The 23,725-nt window shown below is 70.9% G+C and carries 33 protein-coding genes; 16 read left to right on the forward strand and 17 right to left on the reverse strand.

Annotated elements, in window-relative coordinates; all coding sequences use genetic code 11:
• Positions 1–17: 17 nt before the first annotated feature.
• Both RNL97_RS01875 and RNL97_RS01880 read right to left on the reverse strand, forming a co-directional pair.
• The gene (locus RNL97_RS01875) at positions 18–1,679 is read right to left on the reverse strand and encodes an ABC transporter permease (protein WP_030586903.1); all 1,662 of its coding nucleotides are present in this window, start codon (positions 1,677–1,679) and stop codon (positions 18–20) included.
• Positions 1,676–2,593, reverse strand: a complete 918-nt coding sequence (locus RNL97_RS01880) for an ABC transporter ATP-binding protein (protein ID WP_030586906.1) — start codon at positions 2,591–2,593, stop codon at positions 1,676–1,678. Before RNL97_RS01880 ends, RNL97_RS01875 begins: the two co-directional genes overlap by 4 nt.
• Before the next feature lie 123 nt (positions 2,594–2,716).
• Here RNL97_RS01880 and RNL97_RS01885 point away from each other — a divergent pair, with 123 nt between their 5' ends.
• Positions 2,717–3,226 carry a GbsR/MarR family transcriptional regulator gene (locus tag RNL97_RS01885; protein ID WP_030586908.1) on the forward strand — a complete coding sequence of 170 codons (510 nt, stop codon included), beginning with the start codon at positions 2,717–2,719 and terminating at the stop codon, positions 3,224–3,226.
• Positions 3,227–3,454: 228 nt separating this feature from the next.
• Here the strand turns inward: RNL97_RS01885 and RNL97_RS01890 are convergent, their stop codons facing one another.
• From RNL97_RS01890 to RNL97_RS01940, 11 genes are read right to left on the reverse strand one after another with little or no spacing between them, the layout of a single operon-like run.
• Positions 3,455–3,934, reverse strand: coding sequence for a hypothetical protein (locus RNL97_RS01890; RefSeq protein WP_243313066.1), 480 nt, complete (start codon positions 3,932–3,934; stop codon positions 3,455–3,457).
• Positions 3,935–3,983: 49 nt separating this feature from the next.
• A complete protein-coding gene (locus RNL97_RS01895; protein WP_030586912.1) occupies positions 3,984–4,394 on the reverse strand; it encodes a gas vesicle protein K in 411 nt (136 codons plus the stop codon).
• A gap of 55 nt (positions 4,395–4,449) precedes the next feature.
• Positions 4,450–4,662, reverse strand: coding sequence for a gas vesicle protein (locus RNL97_RS01900; protein WP_030586915.1), 213 nt, complete (start codon positions 4,660–4,662; stop codon positions 4,450–4,452).
• Positions 4,659–5,507 (reverse strand): GvpL/GvpF family gas vesicle protein, encoded by an 849-nt coding sequence (locus RNL97_RS01905; protein WP_030586918.1) that lies wholly within the window; start codon positions 5,505–5,507, stop codon positions 4,659–4,661. Before RNL97_RS01905 ends, RNL97_RS01900 begins: the two co-directional genes overlap by 4 nt.
• Positions 5,504–5,959: a gas vesicle protein gene (locus RNL97_RS01910; protein WP_030586922.1), complete on the reverse strand. Its 456-nt coding sequence runs from the start codon at positions 5,957–5,959 to the stop codon at positions 5,504–5,506. The genes RNL97_RS01905 and RNL97_RS01910 overlap by 4 nt, the downstream gene beginning before the upstream one ends.
• A gap of 53 nt (positions 5,960–6,012) precedes the next feature.
• The gene (locus RNL97_RS01915) at positions 6,013–7,218 is read right to left on the reverse strand and encodes an SRPBCC family protein (protein ID WP_030586923.1); all 1,206 of its coding nucleotides are present in this window, start codon (positions 7,216–7,218) and stop codon (positions 6,013–6,015) included.
• Positions 7,211–7,804, reverse strand: coding sequence for a hypothetical protein (locus RNL97_RS01920; RefSeq protein WP_030586927.1), 594 nt, complete (start codon positions 7,802–7,804; stop codon positions 7,211–7,213). Before RNL97_RS01920 ends, RNL97_RS01915 begins: the two co-directional genes overlap by 8 nt.
• A 51-nt stretch (positions 7,805–7,855) precedes the next feature.
• Positions 7,856–8,113, reverse strand: a complete 258-nt coding sequence (locus RNL97_RS01925; RefSeq protein WP_030586930.1) for a gas vesicle protein GvpG — start codon at positions 8,111–8,113, stop codon at positions 7,856–7,858.
• Between the two features lie 46 nt (positions 8,114–8,159).
• Entirely contained in the window at positions 8,160–8,870 is a 711-nt protein-coding gene (locus tag RNL97_RS01930) for a GvpL/GvpF family gas vesicle protein (protein ID WP_313750291.1), read from the reverse strand.
• 2 nt (positions 8,871–8,872) lie between these two features.
• On the reverse strand, positions 8,873–9,307 hold the full coding sequence (locus RNL97_RS01935; protein ID WP_030586936.1) for a gas vesicle structural protein GvpA: 435 nt from the start codon (positions 9,305–9,307) through the stop codon (positions 8,873–8,875).
• 58 nt (positions 9,308–9,365) lie between these two features.
• Entirely contained in the window at positions 9,366–9,665 is a 300-nt protein-coding gene (locus tag RNL97_RS01940) for a gas vesicle protein GvpO (RefSeq protein WP_078652091.1), read from the reverse strand.
• A 259-nt stretch (positions 9,666–9,924) separates the two neighbouring features.
• Between RNL97_RS01940 and RNL97_RS01945 the strand changes: the two genes are divergently transcribed.
• Positions 9,925–10,212: a GlsB/YeaQ/YmgE family stress response membrane protein gene (locus RNL97_RS01945; RefSeq protein ID WP_030586945.1), complete on the forward strand. Its 288-nt coding sequence runs from the start codon at positions 9,925–9,927 to the stop codon at positions 10,210–10,212.
• A 22-nt stretch (positions 10,213–10,234) separates the two neighbouring features.
• Here the strand turns inward: RNL97_RS01945 and RNL97_RS01950 are convergent, their stop codons facing one another.
• Complete coding sequence (locus RNL97_RS01950; RefSeq protein ID WP_078652092.1) at positions 10,235–11,344, reverse strand: YihY/virulence factor BrkB family protein; 1,110 nt, start codon at positions 11,342–11,344, stop codon at positions 10,235–10,237.
• A gap of 131 nt (positions 11,345–11,475) precedes the next feature.
• Between RNL97_RS01950 and RNL97_RS01955 the strand changes: the two genes are divergently transcribed.
• The 12 genes from RNL97_RS01955 to RNL97_RS02010 all read left to right on the forward strand — a co-directional run bounded on the left by RNL97_RS01955 (position 11,476) and on the right by RNL97_RS02010 (position 18,780).
• Positions 11,476–11,796 carry a gas vesicle protein GvpO gene (locus RNL97_RS01955; RefSeq protein WP_030586951.1) on the forward strand — a complete coding sequence of 107 codons (321 nt, stop codon included), beginning with the start codon at positions 11,476–11,478 and terminating at the stop codon, positions 11,794–11,796.
• A gap of 36 nt (positions 11,797–11,832) precedes the next feature.
• Positions 11,833–12,297 carry a gas vesicle protein GvpJ gene (gene gvpJ / locus RNL97_RS01960; protein WP_313750292.1) on the forward strand — a complete coding sequence of 155 codons (465 nt, stop codon included), beginning with the start codon at positions 11,833–11,835 and terminating at the stop codon, positions 12,295–12,297.
• Between the two features lie 3 nt (positions 12,298–12,300).
• Positions 12,301–13,068 (forward strand): GvpL/GvpF family gas vesicle protein, encoded by a 768-nt coding sequence (locus RNL97_RS01965; RefSeq protein WP_313750293.1) that lies wholly within the window; start codon positions 12,301–12,303, stop codon positions 13,066–13,068.
• Entirely contained in the window at positions 13,059–13,313 is a 255-nt protein-coding gene (locus tag RNL97_RS01970) for a gas vesicle protein GvpG (protein ID WP_243313075.1), read from the forward strand. Before RNL97_RS01965 ends, RNL97_RS01970 begins: the two co-directional genes overlap by 10 nt.
• Before the next feature lie 5 nt (positions 13,314–13,318).
• Positions 13,319–14,326 carry a histone protein gene (locus RNL97_RS01975; protein ID WP_313750294.1) on the forward strand — a complete coding sequence of 336 codons (1,008 nt, stop codon included), beginning with the start codon at positions 13,319–13,321 and terminating at the stop codon, positions 14,324–14,326.
• Positions 14,327–14,331: 5 nt separating this feature from the next.
• The gene (locus RNL97_RS01980) at positions 14,332–15,465 is read left to right on the forward strand and encodes an SRPBCC family protein (protein WP_313750295.1); all 1,134 of its coding nucleotides are present in this window, start codon (positions 14,332–14,334) and stop codon (positions 15,463–15,465) included.
• Entirely contained in the window at positions 15,462–15,860 is a 399-nt protein-coding gene (locus tag RNL97_RS01985; RefSeq protein WP_030586970.1) for a gas vesicle protein, read from the forward strand. Before RNL97_RS01980 ends, RNL97_RS01985 begins: the two co-directional genes overlap by 4 nt.
• The gene (locus tag RNL97_RS01990) at positions 15,857–16,687 is read left to right on the forward strand and encodes a GvpL/GvpF family gas vesicle protein (protein ID WP_030586973.1); all 831 of its coding nucleotides are present in this window, start codon (positions 15,857–15,859) and stop codon (positions 16,685–16,687) included. The genes RNL97_RS01985 and RNL97_RS01990 overlap by 4 nt, the downstream gene beginning before the upstream one ends.
• A 2-nt stretch (positions 16,688–16,689) precedes the next feature.
• Positions 16,690–16,917 carry a gas vesicle protein gene (locus RNL97_RS01995; RefSeq protein WP_030084767.1) on the forward strand — a complete coding sequence of 76 codons (228 nt, stop codon included), beginning with the start codon at positions 16,690–16,692 and terminating at the stop codon, positions 16,915–16,917.
• Entirely contained in the window at positions 16,914–17,192 is a 279-nt protein-coding gene (locus tag RNL97_RS02000; protein WP_030586978.1) for a gas vesicle protein K, read from the forward strand. The genes RNL97_RS01995 and RNL97_RS02000 overlap by 4 nt, the downstream gene beginning before the upstream one ends.
• 137 nt (positions 17,193–17,329) lie before the next feature.
• Positions 17,330–17,809 carry an Asp23/Gls24 family envelope stress response protein gene (locus tag RNL97_RS02005; RefSeq protein WP_030586982.1) on the forward strand — a complete coding sequence of 160 codons (480 nt, stop codon included), beginning with the start codon at positions 17,330–17,332 and terminating at the stop codon, positions 17,807–17,809.
• 32 nt (positions 17,810–17,841) lie between these two features.
• The gene (locus tag RNL97_RS02010) at positions 17,842–18,780 is read left to right on the forward strand and encodes an SDR family oxidoreductase (RefSeq protein ID WP_030586985.1); all 939 of its coding nucleotides are present in this window, start codon (positions 17,842–17,844) and stop codon (positions 18,778–18,780) included.
• A 46-nt stretch (positions 18,781–18,826) separates the two neighbouring features.
• On the opposite strand, the gene RNL97_RS02015 is transcribed toward RNL97_RS02010, so the two are convergent.
• The 3 genes from RNL97_RS02015 to RNL97_RS02025 all read right to left on the reverse strand — a co-directional run bounded on the left by RNL97_RS02015 (position 18,827) and on the right by RNL97_RS02025 (position 22,065).
• Complete coding sequence (locus RNL97_RS02015) at positions 18,827–20,473, reverse strand: phytoene desaturase family protein (RefSeq protein WP_313750296.1); 1,647 nt, start codon at positions 20,471–20,473, stop codon at positions 18,827–18,829.
• Between the two features lie 75 nt (positions 20,474–20,548).
• Positions 20,549–21,007 carry an SRPBCC family protein gene (locus RNL97_RS02020; protein ID WP_030586990.1) on the reverse strand — a complete coding sequence of 153 codons (459 nt, stop codon included), beginning with the start codon at positions 21,005–21,007 and terminating at the stop codon, positions 20,549–20,551.
• Positions 21,008–21,090: 83 nt separating this feature from the next.
• The gene (locus RNL97_RS02025; RefSeq protein WP_313750297.1) at positions 21,091–22,065 is read right to left on the reverse strand and encodes a TIGR03557 family F420-dependent LLM class oxidoreductase; all 975 of its coding nucleotides are present in this window, start codon (positions 22,063–22,065) and stop codon (positions 21,091–21,093) included.
• A 226-nt stretch (positions 22,066–22,291) separates the two neighbouring features.
• Here RNL97_RS02025 and RNL97_RS02030 point away from each other — a divergent pair, with 226 nt between their 5' ends.
• Positions 22,292–22,906: a DinB family protein gene (locus RNL97_RS02030; RefSeq protein WP_032766022.1), complete on the forward strand. Its 615-nt coding sequence runs from the start codon at positions 22,292–22,294 to the stop codon at positions 22,904–22,906.
• A 10-nt stretch (positions 22,907–22,916) separates the two neighbouring features.
• Positions 22,917–23,654 carry a VOC family protein gene (locus tag RNL97_RS02035; RefSeq protein ID WP_030586999.1) on the forward strand — a complete coding sequence of 246 codons (738 nt, stop codon included), beginning with the start codon at positions 22,917–22,919 and terminating at the stop codon, positions 23,652–23,654.
• Positions 23,655–23,725 lie beyond the last annotated feature (71 nt).

Below are 23,725 nucleotides of genomic sequence, written 5' to 3' on the forward strand. Positions count from 1 at the left end.
TCCGTGGTGAGCGGCGCTCACTTCGTGTCCAGATCCCGGCGGCGGAAGCCCGCCAGTCCCAGTGCGATCAGTCCGGCCGCGACGGCGGTCAGGGCGAGCAAGGGGGTCCAGGCCAGGGGGGCGGCCGGGAGCTGGGGCACATGGCCGAAGGGCGACAGGTTCGTCAGCCGGTCCGGGAGCTGGAGGATGGGCCCCAGGTATCCGACGAGGAACGCGTACACGGGCACGATCCAGGCCGCCGCCCCCGCCCGCGGGAACCAGCCGAAGAGCAGGACGGCCACGCCGACGGTGACCCACAGGGCCGGGGCGTACGCGGCCGCCGCCCCGGTCAGTTCGAGGACCAGGCTCCCGTCCCCTGCCGACGCCGCGCCCGAGGCGCCGAAGCACAGCCCGGCCAGGACCAGCACTGCCGTGCCGCCGGCCAGAGCGACGGCGATATGGCTGCCGAGCCAGCGGTTCCGGGAGAGGCCGGTGGCCAGGAGCGGTTCGGCGCGGCCGGCGTTCTCCTCGGCACGCGGTCGCAGCGCGGCCATCACCACGTACACGGCGGCGGCGACCGCGACGACGACCATCACCATGGACGCGAACGACTCGGCCACGGTGGCGCCGCCGAGGCTCTCCAGCACCTCCTGGAGCTGCTCGACGTTCTTCACCATGTCGGCGGCCTCGCCGAGGATCGAGCCGTACATGACGCCCATCAGACACAGCCCGGCGGCGAAGCCGAGCAGGGTCGCCCGGTGCAGTCGCAGGGCGAAGCCGAAGGGCCGGGCGAGTGCGTCGGACGCCGTACGCCGGCCGAGCCGCGCGGGGCGCAGGCCCGCGCCGACATCGCGCCGGGTGCTCAGGACGAAGCCGTAGGAGGCGGTCGCGGCAGCGAGGAGGAGGCAGAGGGCGAGCGGCCACCACCGGTCATCGACGAAGACGTGGGTGCGCTGGACCCAGCCGATCGGGCTCAGCCAGGACAGGGCGTCGTTGCCCACGTCGCCGGAGGCCCGCAGCACGTAGGCCACGCCGATCGCCGCGAGCGCCAGGCCCGAGGCGCCCCGGGTGTGCGCCGTGAGCTGCGCGGTGATCGCGGCGACACCGGCGAAGACGAGCCCGATCGCGGCGTGCGCGAGGCCGTACAGCAGCGCCCCGCCCGGGCCGATGTCGTCGATGCCCGTCGCGGTGAGGCCCAGGGCCAGCAGCAGGGCGAGGCCGAGGTTGGCCACGACGGCGACCGCCAGGGCGGCGGCGAGGTGGGCGTGGTGGCCGACGACGGTGGAGCGCAGCAGTTCGGCGCGGCCGGTCTCTTCCTCGTCGCGGGTGTGCCGGGTGACGATCAGGACGCTCATCAGTCCGACCAGGACGGCCATGAAGCCGAGCATCTGGTGGCCGAGCATCGCGCCCGCGGTGTAGTCCGAGAGATAGGAGCGGGGGCCGGTCATGGCGAGCGCGGCGGGGCTGTCCATGGAGCTGACGGCCGCGGCGCGCTCCTCGGGGGTGGAGTACAGCGTCCTGTACTCGGCCGCCGTGGCCAGGGTGCCCAGGGCGAGGGCGAGCAGCCATACGGACATGCGGACGCGGTCGCGCCGCAGGTTGAACCGGAGAAGGGTCCCGGTGCCGGTGAGGGCGGCGGCCTGGATCCTGGCGGACGTGGACCTTCCGGAGGTGTCGAGGGGTGTGGCGACACCGGTCATCGGGCAACGCCTCCCGAGGCGGACGAGGCGAGTTCGTCGCCGTAATGGCGCAGCATCAGCTCTTCGAGCGTCGGCGGGTGGCTGGTCAGACTCCGGATGCCGAACTCGCCGAGCCTGCGGATCGCCGCGTCGAGGTGGGCTCCGTCCACGGCGAAGTGCACCCTCGGGCCCGTCGCCCTCAGTCCGTGGACACCGGGCAGGGCGTCGAGTCCGGTGACCGGACGTTCGGTCTCGGCCTCGACGGTCGTCCGCGTGAGGTGGCGCATCTCGCCGAGCGTGCCCGACTGCACGGTGCGGCCTTGGCGGACGATGCTGACACGGTCGCACAGCTTTTCGACCTGGGCCAGGATGTGGCTGGAGAGCAGCACGGTCTTCCCCGCCGCTTTCGCCTGGAGGATGACGTCCTGGAAGACGACCTCCATCAGGGGGTCGAGGCCCGCCGTGGGCTCGTCGAGGAGGAGCAGTTCGGCGTCGGAGGCGAGCGCGGCGACGATGGCGACCTTCTGCCGGTTGCCCTTGGAGTAGGCGCGGCCCTTCTTGAGCGGGTCGAGGTCGAACCGGTCGATGAGTTCGTCGCGCCGCCGCCGGTCGAGTCCGCCGCGCAGCTTCGCCAGCAGATCGATGGCCTCGCCTCCGGTGAGGCCCGGCCACAGCTCTACGTCCCCGGGGACGTAGGCGAGCCGCCGGTGCAGTTCGACCGCGTCCTTCCACGGGTCCTTGCCGAGGAGCTGGATGCCTCCGGAGTCGGCGCGCAGCAGCCCCAGCAGGACGCGGATCGTGGTGGATTTGCCCGCCCCGTTGGGTCCGAGGAAGCCGTGGACCTCGCCGGCCTGCACGTCGAGGTCGAGGCCGGTGAGGGCGTGTGTCGGGCCGAACGACTTGCGGAGTCCGGAGACGGCGATGGCCTTCTTCATGGTGCGAAGCTACGCTTTCTTCATAAATGTGTGAAGTTAAAGAAGCGTATGAATCACTCGTAGACCGGCCGGTGGCGCGGTCGGCACGCGAGCGCCGGGAACCACGGGGACCGGGGTCGGAACATGGATGAACGCCGGGCGGACAACGGCACGGACGGCGACGACGAGGCGGCGGCCGTCTCCCGGTTCGTGGAGCGGTTCGCCGCCCAGCTGGTCCAGGCGGGTATGAGCCGCATGCCGGCCAGGGTCTTCGCCGCCCTGCTCTCCTCGGAACAGGGCGCGCTCACCTCCGCCGAACTGAGCGAGCAGCTGAAGGTCAGCCCGGCAGCCGTGTCGGGAGCCGTCCGCTACCTGGCCCAGGTCAACCTGGTCAGCCGCGAGCGGGAGCCGGGGTCCCGGCGTGAGCGCTACCACGTACAGGGCGACCAGTGGTACGACGCGCTGCTCCAACGGGACGCCTTCCTGAGGAAGTGGCAGACCACGATGCGGGAGGGCGTGGAGCAGTTCGGACTCGACACCCCGCAGGGCCGCCGGATCAACGACACCCTGGAGTTCTTCCGGTTCCTGGAGAAGGAGCTCGACTCGCTGATGCAGCGGTGGGCGGCCCACCGGGCGGAACACCTGGAAGGGTGAGGTCTCCAACGTGCGCCTTCGCTCCGCTTCTTCGGCGTCGAGGCCCGCTCGGCGGCCTGCTCGGCCAGTGCGGACGGGTGGCCGGCCCCGTACCGCAGCGAACAGCCGCTCGCCGAGGCAGGACGGACGGCAAAGACAGCGGGCCCGGACGTGGGGCGGGGCCGGAGAAGATCTTCTCCGGCCCCGCCCCACGTCCGGGCCCTGCCCGGCGTTCACCCGTTTCCGCTGTCAGATCCGCCCGCGCGCCAGTCGGGTCAGCGGGCCCGTCGGAGGCTTCGCGGTCGAACGGCCGATGGCGAACGCCGCTCCGGCGACACCGGCCACGCCCGCCGCGGCTCCGGCGGCGACCGCCTTCCGGTGCTTGACGACCGCCCAGGCCGTGGTGGCCGCACTCGCGGCCTTGGCCGCGTTGGCGGTCACCGCCTGCTGCCCGCTCTGGAGACCGGCGGCCGCGGCACGGCCGACACGCCGGGTGGTCTCACCGGCCGCCCGCGCGCTGTCCGATGCCGCATCCTTGGCGCCCTCGGCCGCGGACCGTGCCCCGGCAGCCGTCGTGTCGGCCTGCTTGCCTGCCTTCCCCGCGGTGGCTCCGGCCGTCTTGCGGGCCGAGGCCGCCGACTTGCGGGGCGAGGCGGCCGACTTGCGTGCGGTGGTGGTCCTCCCCTTGCTCGGGGTGGAGTTCTTCGCGTCCTTGTCGTCAGTAGTCATGGCCTCCTCCTTGCCTTGGGTCGTGTGATGAAACCTGGATCCGGCTCGCTCAGGCGCCGTTGTGCGGCAGCAGTGAGCCGAGCGGTCCGAGATCGAGATTGAGGTCGTCCATCGTCAGGTCGTAGCGGTCGCACAGCTCCGTCATGCGTTCGTGCAGGATCATCAGCGTCATCCCGATCCGCTCCTCCTGGAGCTCGCTCAGATCGCCCTGATCGACGCGGTGGATCGCGGTGCGCTCCATGAGCTGACGGAGCAGTTCCACGATGGTGAGCACCAGCTTGACGAGGTCCCGCTCCACGGTGTCGGGGTCGGTCTGCAGGCGCTGGGCCGCCCCCGAGGGGCGTGGGTCGTCCGGTTGCGCGGGGGCCAGTCCGAACGCCTGCGCCGCCGCTCGTGCCACCTCTTCGGCCGCCGCGGCGGGCATGCCCGCCGGGCTTCGTGCTCGGTCGTCCTCGGTCATCGGGTTCCTCTCCTCGCCGGGGTGCTTCGCTCGGGTGCGCAGCCGGTGAACGGCCTCACCACGGCCCCGGCTCCTCGCCGGTGATCGACCGGATCACCGCTCGCAGGTTGATGTGGACGAGATCCACGTCGGCGATGGACAGGACGAGGTCCCCGGTGAGGACGGCCCCGCCGTTCAGCAGGCGGTCCAGGAGATCGATCAGGGCGACGGGCGGGCCGCCCCGGGGCTCGCTCTCGCCGAGAACCCCGCCGATGACGTCCGTGCTCACCGTGGGCCACCGCCGTCCGCGCCCTCCGCCGTCACGGCGGTCGCGAACGAGTAGGGCGCCCACGGCCCTGTCACCTCGACCGCGACTCCGGGTACGTCCTCGGCGAGTGCGGAAAGCTCGCGGCGTAGCCGCTCCGTGTGCTCCCGGGGGACGAGATAGGCCTCGTTGGCGACGTTCACCCCCGGCCGGGAGGCGAGCTGCCCCTGTTGCGGACGGTGCACCGCCCGTGAGGCGGCCACCCCCTCCGCCAACCGCGCGGCACGGGCGGCCAGTTCGGATGCCGTCCGGTAGGCGTCCTGGCTGTCGCGCTGCTCCGCCTGACGCCGTCGCAGATAGGCGCGCCCCGCCCCGCCACCCGCCGGTGCCACCGTGGCCGGGGCCGGCGCGGCGGCCGTACGGGGATCGGCGTACACCTTCACCCCGAGCTCGACGTGACCCTCCAGGCGACCCAACAGCTCCCGGAATTCGCTGCGTTGCCTGACCAGCATGTCGGCCACCCGGGCATCGTCCAGATAGACCGTGGCCAGCCGCATCGGCAGCACGGAGGTCTCAGCGAACGCGGCGTCCACCACCGCATGGTGGGCCCGGGCCACGGATTCGAGCCGGTCCAGGTCCTCCATCTGCGCGGTGAGGCCCTGCTCGCTGAACGTGTCCGACGGTACACCGGAGACGAGCGCACACAGCCCGCCCCCGCCGACGGGACGCAGGGGCCGTCCGTCCACACCGGGCAGCCGGGCGGCGAGCCCGTCCAGGGCGGGGCCCTCGCGGCCGACCGCGTACACGTAACTCATCTCGCCGACGCCCTCGCCCGGCGCCCCGACGGGCGCGTTCGGTCCGGCGTTCATCCTCGCTCCTCCTCTTCGGCCCGGGCCGCCGGGGCGTCGGCCGCGGCGGGGCCCGGGATCCCGGCGGCCGAGCGCAGACGGGCCAGTTCGGCACGCAGTTGCTCGTTCTCCTCGGCCAGCGCGTCCCTGCCGGTCCCGGCCTCGGTCTCCCGCGCGGGGCGGTTCCCGGTCTCCGCCGCGGGGCGGGCCCGTGAGGAGAGCGAGGGGTCGTGCTCCCACCAGTCGATGCCCATCTCCTTGGCCTTGTCGACGGAGGCGACGAGCAGGCGGAGCTTGATGGTGAGCAGTTCGATGTCGAGCAGATTGATCTGGATGTCACCGGCGATGACGATGCCCTTGTCCAGCACCCTCTCCAGGATGTCGGCGAGGTTGGCCGACGAGCCCTGCTGCCCGTATGCCGGGCCGCCCCCCCGGGGCGGGGCCGGCATACGGCCGGCGAGTGATTCGGACACGGTGTCTCACGCCTTTCCGTGGGGTGTCGGTGCGGGTCTGTCTGCGAGCCCGGTCACCGGTCGGCGGCGGCCGCACGGCGGCGGGAGCGGCGGGCCGGCCGAGGCTCCTCCTCCGTCTCGTCGGCTGCCGCCTCGTCGTCGTACTGTTCCTCGGCGTCCTCGTCCGTGGACTCCTCCGCCGGTTCCTCCAGCTCGTCCGTGGACTCCTCCGCCGGTTCCTCCAACTCGTCCGCCGGCTCGGCGTCCTCGTCGTCCTCGTCGACGAACTCCTCGTCCTGCGGCTCTTCGTCGTCGTACGCGAGATCGTCGTCCTCGGAAGCCTCGTCCTCGGAACCGTCACCCTCGGCGCGGAGCTGCTCGTCCTCGTACGCGTCGTCGGGCGAGCCGTCATCGGTCTCGGTGCCCTCGTCGTTCCGCGCCTCTTCCTCCTCGAGCGCCTCGTCATGCCCGACGACGACTTCCCCGTCGCGGATCTCGCCCCGCCAGCTGTCGGTCGCCTCACCGCGCATCATGATGAACTTGCGGTAGAGCTTGAGGTCGAGCCGGGCGCGGCGGCCCTGGGCGCGCCAGATGTTTCCGGTCTTCTCGAACAGCCCCTTGGGGAAGTATTCGAGGACCAGCAGGACGCGGGTCAGATCGTCGGTGATCGCGTGGAAGGTGACCACGCCCTTGACGGTTCCCTTGGCGCCTTCGGTGGTCCAGGTGATGCGTTCGTCGGGCACCTGCTCGGTGACGTTCGCCTTCCAGCTGCGGGTCGACTTGGCGACCTTCACCTTCCAGTTGCTGGTGGTGTCGTCGGCCTTCTCCACGCTCACGACACCCTTGGCGAACGAGCTGAACTCCTGGAACTGGGTCCACTGGTCGTACGCCTCGCGGACCGGCACGCCGACGTCGATGTCCTCGACGATGGTGACGCTCTTGGACTTGCCCCCTCCGGACTTGCGCCCCTTGCCGAACAATCCCTTGACCTTGTCCTTGACGGTGTCCTTGAGATGGGAGGCGCCCGCGCTCAGGGCGGCCTGACCGGGGGATTTGCCTTCGCCGAGGGCTTGGCCGCCCTTGGCCAGGCCCTTGAGGGCCCCGGACCCGCCCCCGGGCTCCGCGAGCTTGGACACCGAGTCGCCCAGACGGTGCCCCAGCTGGGTCACCGCTTGTTCGGCGCGGGCCCGGACGTAGTTCTGCAACTCGTCCTTGAGCCGGTCCGTGGCCGGGTTCTTGACCACGTCGTCCTTGATGGCGCCGAGTGCGGAATCAGGCATCGTCGCCTCCTCGGGCCTTGCGGGCGCCGGAGGCAGCTGCCTTGCGGGCGCCTCCCGCGCGCTTGCGGGCGGGGGCGGAGGTCTTGCCGCCGCTCCCCGAACGGCCGGAGCCGGACGAGGACCGGTTCCTGGATGCGGACTTGGCACCGGAGGCGGCGGTCTTGCGGGGAGCCCGCTTGCGGTTCTCGCTGCCGCCCGTGTCTTCCTCGTCCCCGGCCGCCTCGGCTTCGTCCTCGTCGGCCGCCCTGTGCTCCTCGTCCTCGTCCGGTTCCTCCTCGTCGGCCACGGGGGCGGCGCCCAGCGCCTGCGTGCGCTGCTGCAGGGAGTCGGCCAGGCTGCCGGCCCGCTGGGTGACGGCCTTGGTGGCCGCCGTCCTGGTGGCCTCCACCAGTTCCTTGCGCACCTGGTCGTTGAGCGAGCCCAGGGCCGGCGAGTCGGCGAGCATCCTGCCGATCTGCCGCGGATCGAGATCGATCTTCTTGCCGAGGAGGAACATCCCGAACCCCAGGGCGAGTTTGGCCTTCTTGGTGCGCCCCAGCAGGTATCCCCCCACCAGAGCGGCGCCTATCTTGGCGTTCTTCGTCATGTGCGATGCACCTCTGATCTCCCCCCGGTCACGTGTGGTTGTGGTCATGGGTCACGGCCCATGCCGTGTGCTGTTGCGGTACTCCTCGATCTCGTCGAGCCGGTCGAGCAGCTCGTCCTCGCGCCGGTCGAACTCCTCGGCGTCGATGAGGCCGTCGTTCAGGTCCTGTTCCAGTTGCGCGAGCCGGACACGTACCGGCTCGGGGTCGTAGTACTCCTCCTCGGCGGCGTGGACGACCTGGTCGAGAACCCAGACCGTCCCCCGTACGGGTGCCAGCGGCAGGGTCAGGATGCTGCTGATGAGGCCCATGGCGGACAGATCACCTCCGCTCCCGGAGCCCTGACGGGCCCTGCGGTCAGACGAAGCTGTACGGCGGCAGCGGGCCCGTCAGGGTGAACGAGTAGGCGTCACCGAGCCGGTCCGCCTCGCGTTGGACCGCGGCCACGAAGCCTTCGGTCTCTGTCCGGGGCACGAGGAAGGACAGATTGAGGAACTGCTGCGCGGCCGGCTCGGCGTGCGAGCTGCGGGGGGCGGCCTCCGCCAGCCGGGCGGCGATGTCCTCCGCCTCCTTCTGACGGCGGGCGGCCACCTCTCGGGCGACCAGCTCCCCCAGGGCGACCCGGTCGTCGTGGCTGCCCTGGGCGCGGGTGCGTTCGTTGAGCTGACGGATCTCGTCGGACTCGGTCATGATCTCCCGCAGGAGGTCGTCCTCGTCGCGGCCGGCCTTGAGGTTGTACTCCACATGGCCGCCCAGTTCCGCCAGGCGCTCCCGGTACGCGTCCGCCTCCCGGTCCAGGGCCGCGGTGACCTCGTCGTCGTCGGGGCCCACCAGACCGAACCTCATGGGCAGGGTCGCGCCGCCCGCCATGAGCGCTTCCAGAACGCTCTGATGGGCCATGACGTCGCGTCGCTTGGCGCGAAGGCCGGGGGGCGCGTCGCTCACGACCGCGGCCAGCCGGTCGGTGCGCAGGGTGCGCAGCTCCGAGGGCGGATCGCCCACGCCGTGCAGGCCGTTCAGGGGCAGCGGGTGGTCGGCGCCGGTGATGGCGTAGATGTAGGTGGGCACCGCTACTCCTCGCGTCGCTGGGTCTGACGGCTGGATGTCGACTTACGGGCCGGGCGCTTGCGGGGCTCCTCCTCGGGCTCCTCGCGCTTGCCCTGCAACGACTCGCTGAACGCCTCGACGGCGCCGGTGAGCGCGCCCTTGGACTTGCCCTTGGCGCCGTTCTCCGTCATGTCTCCGACCAGATCGGTGAGCTGGCTCGGCGCCTTGCGGCCGGACTCCAGATCGAGCCGGTTGCACGCCTCGGCGAACCGCAGATAGGTGTCGACACTGGCGACGACCACCCGGACATCGATTTTGAGAATTTCGATACCGACCAGGGAGACGCGGACGAACGCGTCGATGACGAGCCCACGGTCGAGTATGAGTTCAAGAACGTCGTAGAGATTTCCCGAGCCGCTCCCACCGGACGTCGCATTGCTCTGCTGGACGAGTGTCATGGGGAACTCCTTTCGGTGATCTTCGTTACGTTTGACGAATTACGCCGCCGACGGAACGTCAGCGACGGTCGATCTGGCCCCTGGCATAGCGGCGCAGTCGCTCGTAGGACAACAGCGTTCCCTGCGGGTCGAGTTGTACCCGGTAGGAGGCCATCACGCTCATGGTGTCCGGCACTCTCTCCACCTCGACCACTTCCACGTCTGCCGACCAACCGTCATCGGTGGCCTGCACCGCGGAAACAGAGCCGGGCTCGCACTGGAGCAATTCCGTGAGCTGCGCGGAGGCCTTCCGCATGGCAGTAGGAACGTCGACGCGCTTTCCGTCGTGCTCTTCATCGGTCTTCTTCTCGGTGCTCATCCTTCACCTGTCGCCGGGGATAACCGCTTGTTGATCGGTCTCCGTCGTCCGTGGCTGACATTCGCTTGCCCCTGCGATCCGGACGTATGCGCGAACGGAGCAGTCAATGGCGGCGATGCGCACGTCGGGCACCAGATCTTCCCTCTCCTGTTTCTCGGGGCGACGTGCGGAGCCGCCGCCCCGCGTGTGCCGGGGGTCCTCCTCACACCTCGGGGTACGCGAAGCGGACACGCCCGCCACGAACACGAAGGAGTCAGCCATGGAAATCTCCGGAGTCGTCAGCGCTCTGGTCATCGGGGCGGCGGTCGGCCTGCTGGGGCGCCTCGTCCTGCCCGGCCGGCAGCACATCGGCGTTCTGTGGACGCTCGTCGTCGGCATGGCGGCAGCGCTTCTCGGCTCGCTGCTGGCATCCCTCCTGGGGGTGGGCGACACGGGGGGCGTCGACTGGTTCGAGTGGCTCGTCCAGATCGCCCTGGCCGGCCTGGGTGTGGCCGCCCTGGACCGCGCCCTGGCCGGAACCGAACGGCGACCGCGGAGGCACGCCTGACGCCCACGGGCGGATCGCGCGTTCAGTCGGTCCGCAGGTCGCTGGTGGGGCCCGTCCCGCCCATGGCGCGACGGTCCTCGTCGGTCCATGAACGGGTGTCGCGAGGTTCGACGTAGGGCTCCTCGAACGGGGGGTGGCCTCCCAGGATGGCGCGCTCGCGGGCCATCTCCGCGTCGAACTCCAGGCCCAGCAGGATCGCCAGATTGGTGATCCACAGCCAGACCAGGAAGACGATGACGCCGGCCAGTGCCCCGTAGGTCTTGTTGTACGAGCCGAAGTTGGCGACGTAGAACGCGAATCCGGCGGAGGCAGCCATCCAGATCAGCAGCGCCAGAACGCTGCCCAGGGAGCCGAAGGCGAAGCCCCGCCCCTTGGCGTTCGGGGCCGCCCAGTACAGAACCGCCAGGAGGACGGCCACGCAGGCGACGAGGGCGGGCCACTTGGCGATCGACCAGATCAGGAGCGCCGTGTCGCCAATGCCCAGCAGGGCGCCGAGCTCACGGGCGATTCCCCCGGTCAGCACCACCATCAGGGCGCAGGCGCAGGCCAGGATCATGAGCACCAGGGTGAGCCCGACGCGTACCGGCAGCACCTTCCACAGCGGACGGCCCTCCGGCAGGTCGTAGACCGAGTTCGCCGCACGCATGAAGGCCGCCACATAGCCCGAGGCGACCCACAGAGCCCCCAGCAGGCCGACGATCGCCAGCACCGAACCGGTGCCGCCGCTGCCCTCCAGCTGAGTGATGGCGCTCGTGATCACGTCCTTGGCGGCTCCCGGCGCCAGCTTCTCGACGTTGTCCAGCGCCTTCCGCGTGGTCGACTCCCCCGCGATCCCGAGGAGCGAGACCAGCACCAGAAGGGCCGGGAAGAGCGACAGGATTCCGTAGTACGTGAGCCCCGCGGCCCGGTCGGTCAGCTCGTCCCGCTGAAATTCCTTCGCCGTCCGCTTGAGGACCGCCCACCACGACGCCCGGCCCAGCTCGGTCGGCGCATCCGGTGCGTCGCGCTCCACCTGGGCGCCGGGCCCGTTCGGCCCACCCCCGTCTCCTTTCTCCTTCCGCTCCGTCGCACCGCGGCTCCCCGGGACCTGCCCGTGCGGAGAGCCCTGCTCACTGCGCTGTTCATCGGCCATGGAGGGCGGCTACCCCCGAGAGCGTCGATATGCAGGCCCGACCGCCCTCCTGGAAGCACACGCCGCAGCACAGGTCGCCCCACCGGTCCGCCCAAGATGCGGCGCGCCCGAATCTGACGAGACTGGGCCCTATGGCAGACCAACGTTCGGCGCGGGCCACGAGCCCGACCAGGGCCCGGAAAAAGACCGCGCCCAAGAAGGGGCCCGAGCACGCTGCTCGCGCTGCCTGCCAGAGCCTGGAGGGGCTGATCGGCCATCGCGCCGAAGGCGTCTCCGCGGTCCGGCGTTCGGACGACGACGGCTGGTGCGTGGTCGTGGACGTTCTCGAGGTACCCCGGATCCCGGACACGACGAGCCTGCTCGCCTCCTACGAGGTGCAGCTGGACAAGGCCGGAGAGCTCCAGGAGTACCGCCGGGTCCGTCGCTACCGACGCGGTGCCGCAGACGAGTGATCCGAGACCGTCCGAACAGCTGGAAGGACCCACCCCATGGCAACCACCACCACGACCTACGCCGACGAGATCGCTCCGTGCCCGCCCCGCGCCGGCACCTTGTACGACGTGCTGGAGCTCATTCTCGACCGGGGCATGGTGATCGACGTGTTCGTCCGGGTCTCCCTGGTCGGCATCGAGATCATCAAGATCGATGCCCGCATAGTCGTGGCCAGCGTGGACACCTACCTCCGCTTCGCCGAGGCGTGCAACCGGCTCGACCTCGAACGGGACTCCCGCAGCACGACCGTCCCCGAGCTGCTCAGCGGCGGTGCGGCCAAGTCCATCGGCAAGCGCAAGGTGCGCAACGCCGCGGAGTCGGTGGGTGGTTCCCTGCGCAAGGCGGTGGGATACGACGAGGATTCCGACGAGGCGGACGAAGAGGACGAGCGCCCGAAGCAGCGTCGGGCCCCGGCCCGCAGCGGCGGCAGCTCAAGCCGGCGCCGCCGAGCGGAGGCCTGAGCCATGGACGACGACGGACTGTACGTCTACGCGGTGGTGAGCGACGGAACCGTGCTCCCCGCAGGGGCGGGCGGCGTGGGCGATCCCCCCGCCACCCTGCGCGTCATCGGTACGGGGAAGATCGCCGCAGTCGTCAGTGATGCCCCCGCCCGGCTGCGCGCACGGCGACGGGATCTGCTGGCGCACCAGGACCTGCTGATGGATCTTGCGGACAGCGGCCCCGTCCTGCCGATGCGATTCGGCATGGTGGCGCCGGACGAGGACGCCCTCCTCGCCCAGCTGGTCCTGGCGGAGACGAGCCACCTCGCCACCCTGAAGAACCTCGACGGGCACGTCGAAATCAACGTCAAGGCCCTGCCCGCGCAGGACTCCCTCGCCGATGTGGTGGCCGGGGACGCCGCCGTACGGCGTCTGCGTGACGCGGCGCGCAGACGACCCGGTTACGAGGCCAGCGTACGGCTGGGCGAAGCGGTGGCCTCCGCCCTGGCGCGGCGTGCGGCCGAAGCGGGCAAGGCGGTGCTGCGCGAGCTCGCTCCGCTGGCTCGCGCGGCCGCCGCAGGGCCCGAGGTGCAGGGATGCGCACTGAACAGGTCCTTCCTCGTCCCGCGCGGCCACAGCGAACGGTTCCGTACGACGGCCGAACGGCTCGCCGACGCACGCCGGAGCCATGTGGACATCCGCATCGCGGGTCCGCTGCCCTGCTACAGCTTCGTCGGTGACTCGGGCGCCCCGCGCCGGCCGGCAGCGACCGAAGGCCGACGATGGGACTGATCTCCGGAGTCCTGCTCCTGCCGCTCGCTCCGGCGCGTGGCGTGGTGTGGATCGCGGAGAAGCTCCAGGAGACCGCCGAGCGCGAACTGTACGACCCCGGCGTGATCCGTGCGCAGCTCGCCGAACTCAACCGCGATCTCGACGACGAACTCATCGATCTCGAAGAGTTCGAAGCGGAGGAGGAAAAGCTGCTCGACCGGCTCCACGCCGCTCAGAAGCGCTGCGATGTCGACAACAGAAGGTGACAGACATGGATGACCAGGCCAAGGTGGCACTGGCAGCCGCCGTAGTGGGCGGGTACGTGCTGGGCCGGACCAAGAAGGGCCGGGTCGCGCTGAGCGTCGCGACCTATCTGGCGGGACGGCGATTCGGGCTCGAACCCCGCCAGTTGGCGGCCGAGGGAATGCGCCGGCTCGGCGAGGTTCCCCAGTTCGCGGAGTTGCAGGAACAGCTGAGGGGCGAGGTCCTGGACGCCGGGCGCCAGGCCGTGACCGCCGCCGCCAACCGGGGCATGACCTCGCTGGCGGACGCCATCGGTGACCGCACGCTGCGCCTCGGTCAGGCCCCTGGGGAGGACGAGGACGACGAGGACGAGGACGAGTTCGAGGGGGAGTACGAGGAGGAAGAGGGCGAGCCGGAGGAAGAAGAGGACGAGCCGGACGAGGAGGAGCCGGACGAGGAGGAGGACGAGCCGGACGAGGACGAGCCGGACGAGGACGAGCCGGACGAGGACGAGCCGGACGAGGAGGAGGACGAGGAGGAGGACGAGCCGGACGAGGAGGAGGACGAGCCGGACGAGGACGAGCCGGACGAGGAGGAGGACGAGCCGGACGAGGACGAGCCGGACGAGGAGGAGGACGAGCCGGACGAGGAGGAGCCGGACGAGGAGGAGGACGAGCCGGACGAGGAAGCCCCGGCTCCGGCGCGCCGCAAGAAGGCGCCTGCCGCCCCCGCGAAGAAGGCCCCGTCCCGGAAGTCGGCCCCGGCGAAGAAGTCCGCCCCCGCGAAGAAGGCCCCGTCCCGGAAGTCGGCCCCGGCGAAGAAGTCCGCCCCCGCCAAGAAGTCCGCCCCGGCGAAGAAGTCCGCCCCCGCCAAGAAGTCCGCCCCGGCGAAGAAGTCCGCCCCCGCCAAGAAGTCGAGCCCGGCGAAGAAGACGGCAGCGAAACCGCCCGCCAAGAAGTCGACGGCGAAGAAGGGGGCCTCCAAGTCGGCCTCGTCGAAGCGGACCACATCCAAGCGCTCCGGTAGCGGGAGGTAGACGTCATGGGGAAGTCGGACAGGACCGAGCCGGAAGAAGCGCAGGAGTCGGGTGTCGACCGTCTGAAGGACGAACTGTCCAAGTACGCGAGCGCCCAGGTGCAGAAGATCGCCGAGAAGGCCGGCGACAAACTCACCGACCTCACCGGTCAGTTGAGCGATGTCGCGGAGAACGGCGGCTCGTTGCCCGCGATCGGCTCCCGGGTGCTCCAGGGCGAATCCCCGCTGAAGGCCTTCGTGTCGGAGAAGGCCAAGGGCGCGAAGGACACGGTCGTGGACAAGGCCAAGGAAGCCCTCGGCGGTGGGGGCAAGAGCAAGCGCAAGTCCAGTGGCGGCAAGATCACGAACATCATCGAGGTCCTCGATGTGGGCGTGCCTCTGCGGACGGCTTACGACGCCTGGACGCAGTACGAGGAGTTCAGCAGCTTCGCCAAGGGCGTCCGCGATGTCTCGAAGAGCGACGAGACGGAGAGCGACTGGAAGGTGAAGGTCGGCCCCTCGTCCCGCAGCTTCAAGGCCACGGTTCTGGAGCAGGTGCCGGACGACAGGATCGTGTGGTCGTCGGAGGGCGCCAAGGGAACGACCAGCGGAGCGGTCAGCTTCCACGAGCTCGGGCCCACACTGACCCGGATCATCCTGGTCGTGGAGTACTACCCTTCCGGGTTCTTCGAGAAGACGGGCAACCTCTGGCGCGCCCAAGGACGCCGTATGCGGCTCGACTTCAAGCACTTCCAACGCTACGTCACCCTCACCGAGGAGGAGCCGGAAGGCTGGCGCGGCGAGATCCGCGACGGTGAGGTCGTCGTCTCCCACGAGGAGGCCGTCGAACGGGAAGAGGCGGAGGAGCAGGAGCGGGAGGACGAGGAGCCGGAGGACGAGGAGTACGAGGACGGCGCGGAAGACGCAGACGCAGACGCAGACACAGAAGAGGACGAAGACGAGGACGAAGGAGAGCCGGAAGACGAAGACGAGGAGGACGAGGAAGAGGAGGAGGACGAGGAGGACGAGGAGCCGGAAGAGGAAGAGGAGGAAGAGGACGAGGACGAGGAGCCGGAAGAGGACGACGAGGAAGAGGACGAGGAAGAGGACGAGCCGCCCGCTCCGAGGCGTCGCAGGCGTCGCGCGAAGGAGTCGCGGTGACCGACCTCGACTTCCGGCAGGGCGATCAGCCGATCCCCGGGCCTCAGACCAACAACCTCGCCGACATCCTCGAACGCGTCCTGGACAAGGGCATCGTCATCGCCGGCGACATCAAGATCGACCTTCTCGACATCGAGTTGCTCACCATCCGTCTCCGTCTGTTCGTCGCCTCGGTCGACACCGCGAAGAAGGCGGGCATCGACTGGTGGGAGACCGATCCCGCGCTGAGTTCCAAGGCGTCGCGCAACGCGTTGGAGGACGAGAACCGTGAGCTGAGGGAGCGTCTCCGGGCGCTCGAACCGTCCGAGGACGCGCCCTCCGGCGGCCGGTCGGCGCCCCGGCGGACGGGCCAGGAGGAGCACACCGGCCGGGAGAAGGAGAGCGAGCAGAGATGACGCAGCCCTCGGACGCACGGGTGGCGTCCTCGTCCGCGGACGCGACGGTCACGTATGTGTTCGCCGTCTGCCGCAGCACACGTGCCACGAGCGCGTTGGATGTCACGGGCCTGGCCGGCCTGCCGGGCGGTGAAGCGGTCCGGCTGCTTCCGTCGGGTCTGCTGACCGCAGTGGTGCAGACCGTCCCCGCCACCGACTTCACCGACGAGGTCTGGCAGCGTCGGCTGTCCGACCGGGAGGAGGTCGAGCGGTACGCGCGGGCCCACCACGCGGTGGTGTCGGCCGTGGCCGCACACGGGCCCGTCGTCCCTCTGCCTCTCGCCACGCTGTACCACGACGACGACCGGGCCCGACGCCGCCTGGCCGACGAGGCGGACCGCTTCCACACCGCGCTGAAACGCGTCGCGCACCATGCCGAATGGGGAGTGAAGGTGTACCGGCCTCTGGCGCCCGAGCCCAGCCCGGCGGCCTGTACACCGGCCCCGGAGGCGGCGGGTGGCCGCGCCCCCGGGGCGGGTCTCGCCTATCTGAACCGGAAACGGGGCGCCCAGGCGCGGCGGGAGAAGCTCCGGGAACAGGCGCTGGACGTCGCCGAGTCCGTGGACGCCGAACTGCGCGGGCTCGCCGCGGCATCGCGCCGGCTGCGTACGCACGGTGCGGAGCTGTCGGGCGATCAGCGGGTGCACGTGCTCAATGCCACGTACCTCGTCGCCGACGAACGGGCGCACGAAGTCGGCCGGCTGGTGGCGGCGCTGGGCGAACGTACGGGTGCGCAGATCGAGCTGTCGGGCCCCTGGGTGCCGTATTCCTTCGTGGGAGAGGTGTGACCGTGGCGCACGACGTGGTGCCCTGGGACAGCCCGGAACCCTTGAGCGGTCCTCTCGGGGTGCCGCTCGTCGATCTGCTGGACCGTGTTCTGGCGACCGGTGTGGTGGTGAGCGGCGACGTGGTCATCGCGATCGCCGACGTACCTCTCGTACGGCTGTCGCTGCACGCGCTGTTGTCGTCGGTCAACGAGCGGGTGCCCTCGCCGTGGAGCGACGGGGGGCCGCTGTGACGGGCCCGCGTGTCGATCTGGACTCCGAGCAGATGGGGCGGGACCTGGTGGCCCTGGTCCTGACGGTGGTGGAACTGCTGCGGCAGCTGATGGAGAGACAGGCCATCCGCCGGGTGGAGCAGGGCGATCTGAGCGACGCGCAGGTCGAGGAGATCGGCACCACGCTGATGCTGCTCGACCAGCGGATGAAGGAACTCTGCGAGCAGCACGGTGTACGGCCGGAGGACCTGAATCTCGATCTCGGCCCCCTCGGGACCCTGCTGCCCCGCGACTGAGAGCCCCCTCCCCGTCGTCGTCGCGCCTTCGCCCCACTCGAATGGCGTATGCGGTCGAGCAGGCGCAGAGTGAATGAGGGGGCCGTACGGGCCGGGAGGGGAACAGGCTCGTGGCAATGACTCTCTGTGAGGCAGACATGGCCGACACCGAAACTCTGGGCACAGGCACCACGACCGACCGGCGCTCGGAGGGATCCCGCACCCGCGGCAGAACGACCATCGCCGACAACGTCGTAGCCGCCATCGCCGGCATCGCGATACGGGAGACCGAGGGCGTCCATTCGATAGGCCGAGGAGCGTCGAAGGCTCTGGGGGCCGTCACCGGGCGTATGTCCGGCTCGTCCGGCGCCGCTCGTCGCGCCGTCAAGGTGGAAGTGGGAGAGAAGCAGACCGCGATCGATGTGGATGTCGAGGTGGAGTACGGCACGACGATCCACGAGCTCGCCGACCAGATCCGGAGCAACGTCACCGACGCGGTGGAGACGATGACCGGGCTGGAGGTCGTCGAGATCAACATCGTCGTCTTCGACGTCCACGTCCCCGGTGACGATGACGACGACGATTCCGGCGATCAGGGCGGGTCCCGCTCGGGCGGAAGCTCTCCTCGCGTCCAGTGAGGGGTGTCCACCGTTCGAAGGCAGGAGAGAACATGCCCGACAGTCCGGGCGGGCGCCGGATCCGCCGTGATCCCGCCCGTCCTCTGCATGGGCGGACCGCCGTCGTCACCGGCGCCGCTCGCGGTATCGGTGAAGCGCTCGCCCACAGCCTCTCCCGGGCCGGGATGCGGGTCGCTCTGCTGGGGCGGGAAAGGATGGCCCTGGAGAGGACGGCCGAGTCCCTTCCCGGTCCGAGCATCTGTGTCGAGTGCGACATCGCCGACCGCACGGCGCTCGCGGACGCCGCACGCCGTGTGGCGGGCGAACTCGGACCCGCCGACGTGGTCGTGGCCAACGCAGGCATCGCGGTGAGCGGCCCGTTCGACCGAACCTCGGGCGAACTGTGGCAACGCGTCATCGAGGTCAACCTCATCGGCTCCGCCAACACGGCCCGCGCCTTCCTGCCCCAGCTCACCGCCACCCGCGGGTACTTCCTCCAGATCGCCTCGACCGCCGCGTTCGGCGCTGCCCCCATGATGAGCGCCTACTGCGCCTCCAAGGCCGGAGCGGAGTCGTTCGCCCTCGCACTGCGGGGCGAGGCCGAACCGGACGGGGTCCAGGTCGGTATCGCCTATCTGCACTGGACCGGCACCGACATGCTCACCGGCATCGACGACCACCCCGTCCTGGCAGCCCTGCGCCGCAACCAGCCCCGCCCCGCCCGCCGGGTCCACTCCCCCGCCCAGGTCGCCTGTTGGCTCACCCGGGGCATCGCCCACCGCACCCCGAACATCTACGCCCCGCCCTGGCTCCGCTGGTGCCAGCCTCTGCGGCCCCTGTTCCCCGCGTTCGTCGCACGGGCCACCCGCCGCGAACTGAGGGATCTTCCCCGCGAGGACACGTCCTCCCCCGCCGAGGTCCTGGGCGTCGGAGGCCGTGCCGACTGGAACGCCTCCCAGGCGTCGGGCCCCGCTGCCCGGCCCGACCGGTAGACCGACCGGGCCGCCGCGTTCCGGTAGGGGCGGGGAGGCACGACGATCAGGCCCCTTCACCTCGTACGCGGGAGATCTCGCCGGTCCGGCCCCGGTGGGCCAGCAGCCGCTGGACGGCGGAGAACGCGGCCGTGGTCGCGCGTGTGGAGCGGATGGCTGCGCGGGCGGCGTTGGCGCCCGGAGCACCGTGCACCCCGCCGCCGGGATGAGCGGACGCGGATGCCAGGTAGAGCCCCTTCACGGGCGTTTCGGGGCGACCCGTCCCCGGCACGGGCCGGAACACCAGCTGCTGGTGCATCGCGGCCGTCCCCCCGTTGATGGCTCCGTTGTGCAAATTGGCGTCTGCGGCCTGCAGGGACGCCGGGGCGAGAATCCGCCGGGCCCGGATCCGGCTGCGGAACCCGGGGGCGTACCGCTCGACCCGGGCCTCCATCCGGTCGGCCATCCGCTGCTGTTCCCCGGCGCCCCACCGGCCGGTCAGCCCGTCCGGGCCCGCGTCCGCCTTCACCGTGTGGGGCACATGGGTGTAGGCCCAGGCCGACTGGGTGTCCAGCGGGGACCGGGTGGGATCGGCCGTGGTCATCTGCCCCATCAGCAGGAACGGGCGGTCCGGGACCAGGCCGCGGGCGATCTGGGACGCGCAGCGCGTGAGTTCGTCGACGCCCTCCGCCAGATGGACGGTCCCCGCCGACGCGGCGGCCGCGCTGCTCCACGGGACAGGGCCGTTGAGCGCCCAGTCCACCTTGAAGGTGGCGAAGTCCCACTGGAACCGGCGCATGTCGTCCAGGAGCCGGCCCGGCAGGTGCTCGGCCGCGACCAGCGCTCCGTAGAGGCTCGGGGCGGACACGTCGGCCAGTACGGCCCTGCGGGCGGGTACCGGCTCCCCGGACTCCGTACGGACACCCACGGCGCGGCCCCGGCGCACGACGACCTCGGTCACCCGCTGCCCGCACCGCACGCTTCCCCCACGGCTCCGCAACCGCCCGACCAGCGCCGCGGTGAGGGCCCCGGCGCCGCCCACGGGAGCGGGGAAGCCGTGGAACTGCCCCAGCATGGACATCAGCCAGCCGAAGCCGCCGCTGCCCGCCGCCTCGGGGGCCAGATCGGCGTGCAGGGCGTTCCCGGCCAGCAGCAGCCGCCCGCCCTCCCCGGCGAACTCCTCCTCGCCCAGTCTGCGGACGGGGAGCACCAGGCTGCGGGCCAGCCGGAGCCCGCCCGCCGCCCGGAGGCGCGCCGCCAGCACGGTGCCGGCCCGGACGGGAGGGAAGGGCGAGAAGAGGGCGTCGACGATGCCGTCGCCCACCCGGTCCCAGATGTCGCAGAGGCCCAGCCAGCCGTCGCCGTCGCCGGGTGCGAACCGGTCGAGGCCCGCGGCGGTCGCCGAGCGGTCGCGGTCCAGTACGGCGCACCGGCCGTCGAGCAGCGGATGCGCGAGTACCTGGGGTGCGTGACTCCAGCGAAGCCCCTGCCGGTGCAGCTCCAGCCCGGCCAGCACCGGGGAGGCGGCGGCCAGCGGGTAGAACGAGCTGAACAGGTCGTTGACGTACTCGGGGTGGACGCCGCGGTCGCTGCGGACCGCGCCGCCCGGCTCGTCCTGCGCCTCCAGCACTTCCACCGACCAGCCCGCGTCGGCGAGCAGATTGGCGGCGACCAGGCCGTTCGGTCCACTGCCGATCACCACTGCGTCGACCATGGGAGTGTCACCCTCCGTTTCAGCGGCCGAGCCCCTCCTCGGCGGGATTCGATGTCGGCCGGTCGGCCGGCGCGCCTATGCGCCCTCGCTCGTCCCCACGGGCGTACGGCGTTCGGTCAGCCGGGCGAGGCGCGCCAGCATGGTGCGGTGGCGGAGCTGGATCAGCGAGTCCAGCAGGACGTTGTGGAGCGTGCCGCCCACGCCTCGCAGCGGGTGTTCGTCGACGGTCACGAGGGTCTTGTCGCCCCAGGGCCGGATGTCCACGGCAATGCGTGCCGACCCCAGCGGACCGGCCTCGGCCTCCAGCTCCAGGGTCCGGGGCCTCTCGATGCGCCGCACCACCGTGCGGCCGGTGAACTCCTTGGGCCCCAGCCGCACGCTGTAGGTGATCGAGGAGCCCAGCTCGGGCCAGTCGCCCTGCTCACGGTGGGACTCGGAGGTCCCGACCACCCAGGCGCCGTAGAGACGTTCGTCCTCCAGGATCGTCCATACGGCGGACGGAGGGCGGTCGATGAGGTGGTGCCGGGCGGCCATGTTCTTCCTCGTTTCGTCGGTTCATCGCTTCGTCGATACTTGGTTCGTCGCTCGGGCGTCCTGGACACCGGGCACCTCCGGGTTCATGGACGGTTCGGTTCGAGCTGTCGGATACGTCCGTCGAGTTCGCGGCGGTAGAAGTCGATGAAGCCGTCGGGGTCGGGGCCCGCGTTCTGCATGACCAGCCGGTCGAAACCCGCGTCGACGAACTGCTGGGCCACCTCGACGTACCGTCCGGGGTCCGCTCCGCAGGCGAACTTCTCCAGGATGTCCTCTTCGCGGACCGTGGCGGTCGCGGCCTCGAAATTGACCGGATTGGGCAGCTCGCTCATCACCTTCCAGCCGGTCAACGCCCAACGGGAGGTCTCGAGCGCGGCGCGGGCGGCGGTGTGCGCGTCGGGGGCCCAGGCCATCGGGACCTCCCCGTAGCACGGGCCGGCGCCACCGGCGTCGCGGTAGTGCCGGATGATGCTCGGCTTGTCCTCCGTGGCGAACAGGCCGTCGCCCAGTTCGGCGGCGATCCGGGTCGATTCCGGGCCGCTGGCGGCCACCGCGATCAGCGGCAGCTCGTCGGGGAGGTCGAAGACCCGGGCGTCCTGGAGCCGCAGGTACTTGCCCTCGTAGGACTGGTAGCCCCCGCTCCACAGCAGCCGGATGATTTCCAGCGCTTCCCTGAGCATGTCGTGCCGGGGGCGGACCGTGTCGGGGAAACCGGGGCCGACGACGTGTTCGTTGAGCCGTTCCCCCGAGCCGACGCCCAGGACGAAGCGGCCTTCCGAGAGCAGGGCGAGGGTCGCGGCCGCCTGGGCGATGACGGCGGGGTGGTAGCGCACGGTGGGGCATGTCACCCCGGTCGCCAGGCCGATGCGCGAGGTCCGGGCCGCGATGGTCCCCAGCACCGTCCAGGCGAACGGCGAGTGCCCCTGGTTGTCGAGCCAGGGGTGGTAGTGGTCGCTGATCTCCACGAAGTCGAACCCCGCCTCCTCGGCGAGCACGGCCTGCCTGACCAGCTCCGCCGGGCCGAACGCCTCCGCCGCCAGCTTGTATCCCACCTGCATGTGATCCTCGCTCCTTGTGCGTCGCGGCCGTTATGTCCGCCGCTGCTTCCTTCACGCCGTTTCGTACGCACAGGGGTACCCCTTGACGCAGGCACGTAACGCCTGTCCGCCCCTCCCGGTGGAAGGGCGGCGGCGGTCGCCGTCGCGCCGAGCGGGCAGACCGGCTGTGACTCCTTCGCACACCGCCCCCGGGACGCTCCCCCAGGCCCGTATAGGCTCATGCCGCATGATCGACGAGTTCGCGAAGGACACCCTGCACGGGAGACTGCGGCGGGACCGCGAGGCGCTGCTCTGGAAGCTCGACGGGGTGCCCGCATACGACGTCCGACGGCCTTTGACGGCGACCGGGACCAACCTCCTGGGCCTGGTCAAGCACGTGGCCACCGTCGAGGCCAGGTATTTCGGCGAGGTCTTCGGCCGCCCCTCCCCGGAACCTCTGTCCCGGTGGCAGGAGTACGACGGCAGCGACCTGTGGGCGGCCGAGGGCGAGACCCGCGACCAGATCATCGGGTTCTACCGGCGCACGTGGGAGCACGCGGACGCGACGATCGACGGGCTTGCCCTCGACGCCCCCGGCCACGTGCCGTGGTGGCCGGAGCCTTATGCCGACACGAACCTGTTCGCCGTCATGGTCCATGTCCTCGGCGAGACCGTCCGGCACACGGGGCACGCCGACATCCTGCGCGAGGGCCTCGACGGCCGGACCGGGTTGCGCGCCGAACACGGGAAGCAGATCGACGAGGAAGCCCGCGCGGCGTACCGCGCGAAGATCGAGCGGGCCGCCGCCGGCTCGGCTGCGTCCACTCCCGCCGTGGACTCCGGGAACGGGCCGGGCTTCTAGGATCTGCGGCATGGCGACACGACTCGTGCAGATCAACATGAAGGCCCAGGACGACGCCGCGCTCGGGCGGTTCTGGGCGGAGGTGCTCGGTTGGGGTATCGACAGCGAGGGTCCCGGGGTGACCAACCTCGAACCCGTGGGCTTCACCTATCCCGACCCCGTGGCCGTCTGCATCGATATCATCGCCCGTCCGGAACCCAAAACGGTCAAGAACCGCGTGCACGTCGACCTGGCCACCACCTCGACGGCCCATCAGGAGGAACTGGTCGCACGCCTGAAGAGCCTCGGCGCGACGCCGGTCGACGTGGGGCAGGGCGACGTGCCCTGGACGGTGATGGCCGACCCGGAGGGCAACGAGTTCTGCGTACTGGAGCCCCGCCCGGTCTACCGGGACACCGGGCCGATCGCCGCCGTGGTGGTCGACTGCACCGATCCACGGGAGATGGCCCGGTTCTGGGGCGAGGCGATGGACTGGACGCTGCACGAGGTCACCGACGACTCTGCGACCATGCGCTCCGCCAAGGGCGTCGGACCCTACCTGGAGTTCATCCGCACTCCCGACCCCAAGAGCGTGTGGAACCGGGTCCACCTCGACGTCCGCCCCTACCCCGGTGACGACCCGGCCGCGGAGGCGGCCCGGCTGCGCTCCCTGGGCGCCAGCGACCCCGGTATCGACCAGTCCGCGATCCACTGGACCGTCCTGGCCGACCCGGAAGGCAACGAGTTCTGCCTCCTTGCGCCTGCCTGACGGCTCCGCCGGGCGTCTTCAGGACAGCAGCGTCGAGCGGGATGCCGCCGACCACGCCCTCCTGACCGCCT

Source organism: Streptomyces parvus, from assembly GCF_032121415.1.
GTDB lineage: Bacteria > Actinomycetota > Actinomycetes > Streptomycetales > Streptomycetaceae > Streptomyces > Streptomyces globisporus_A.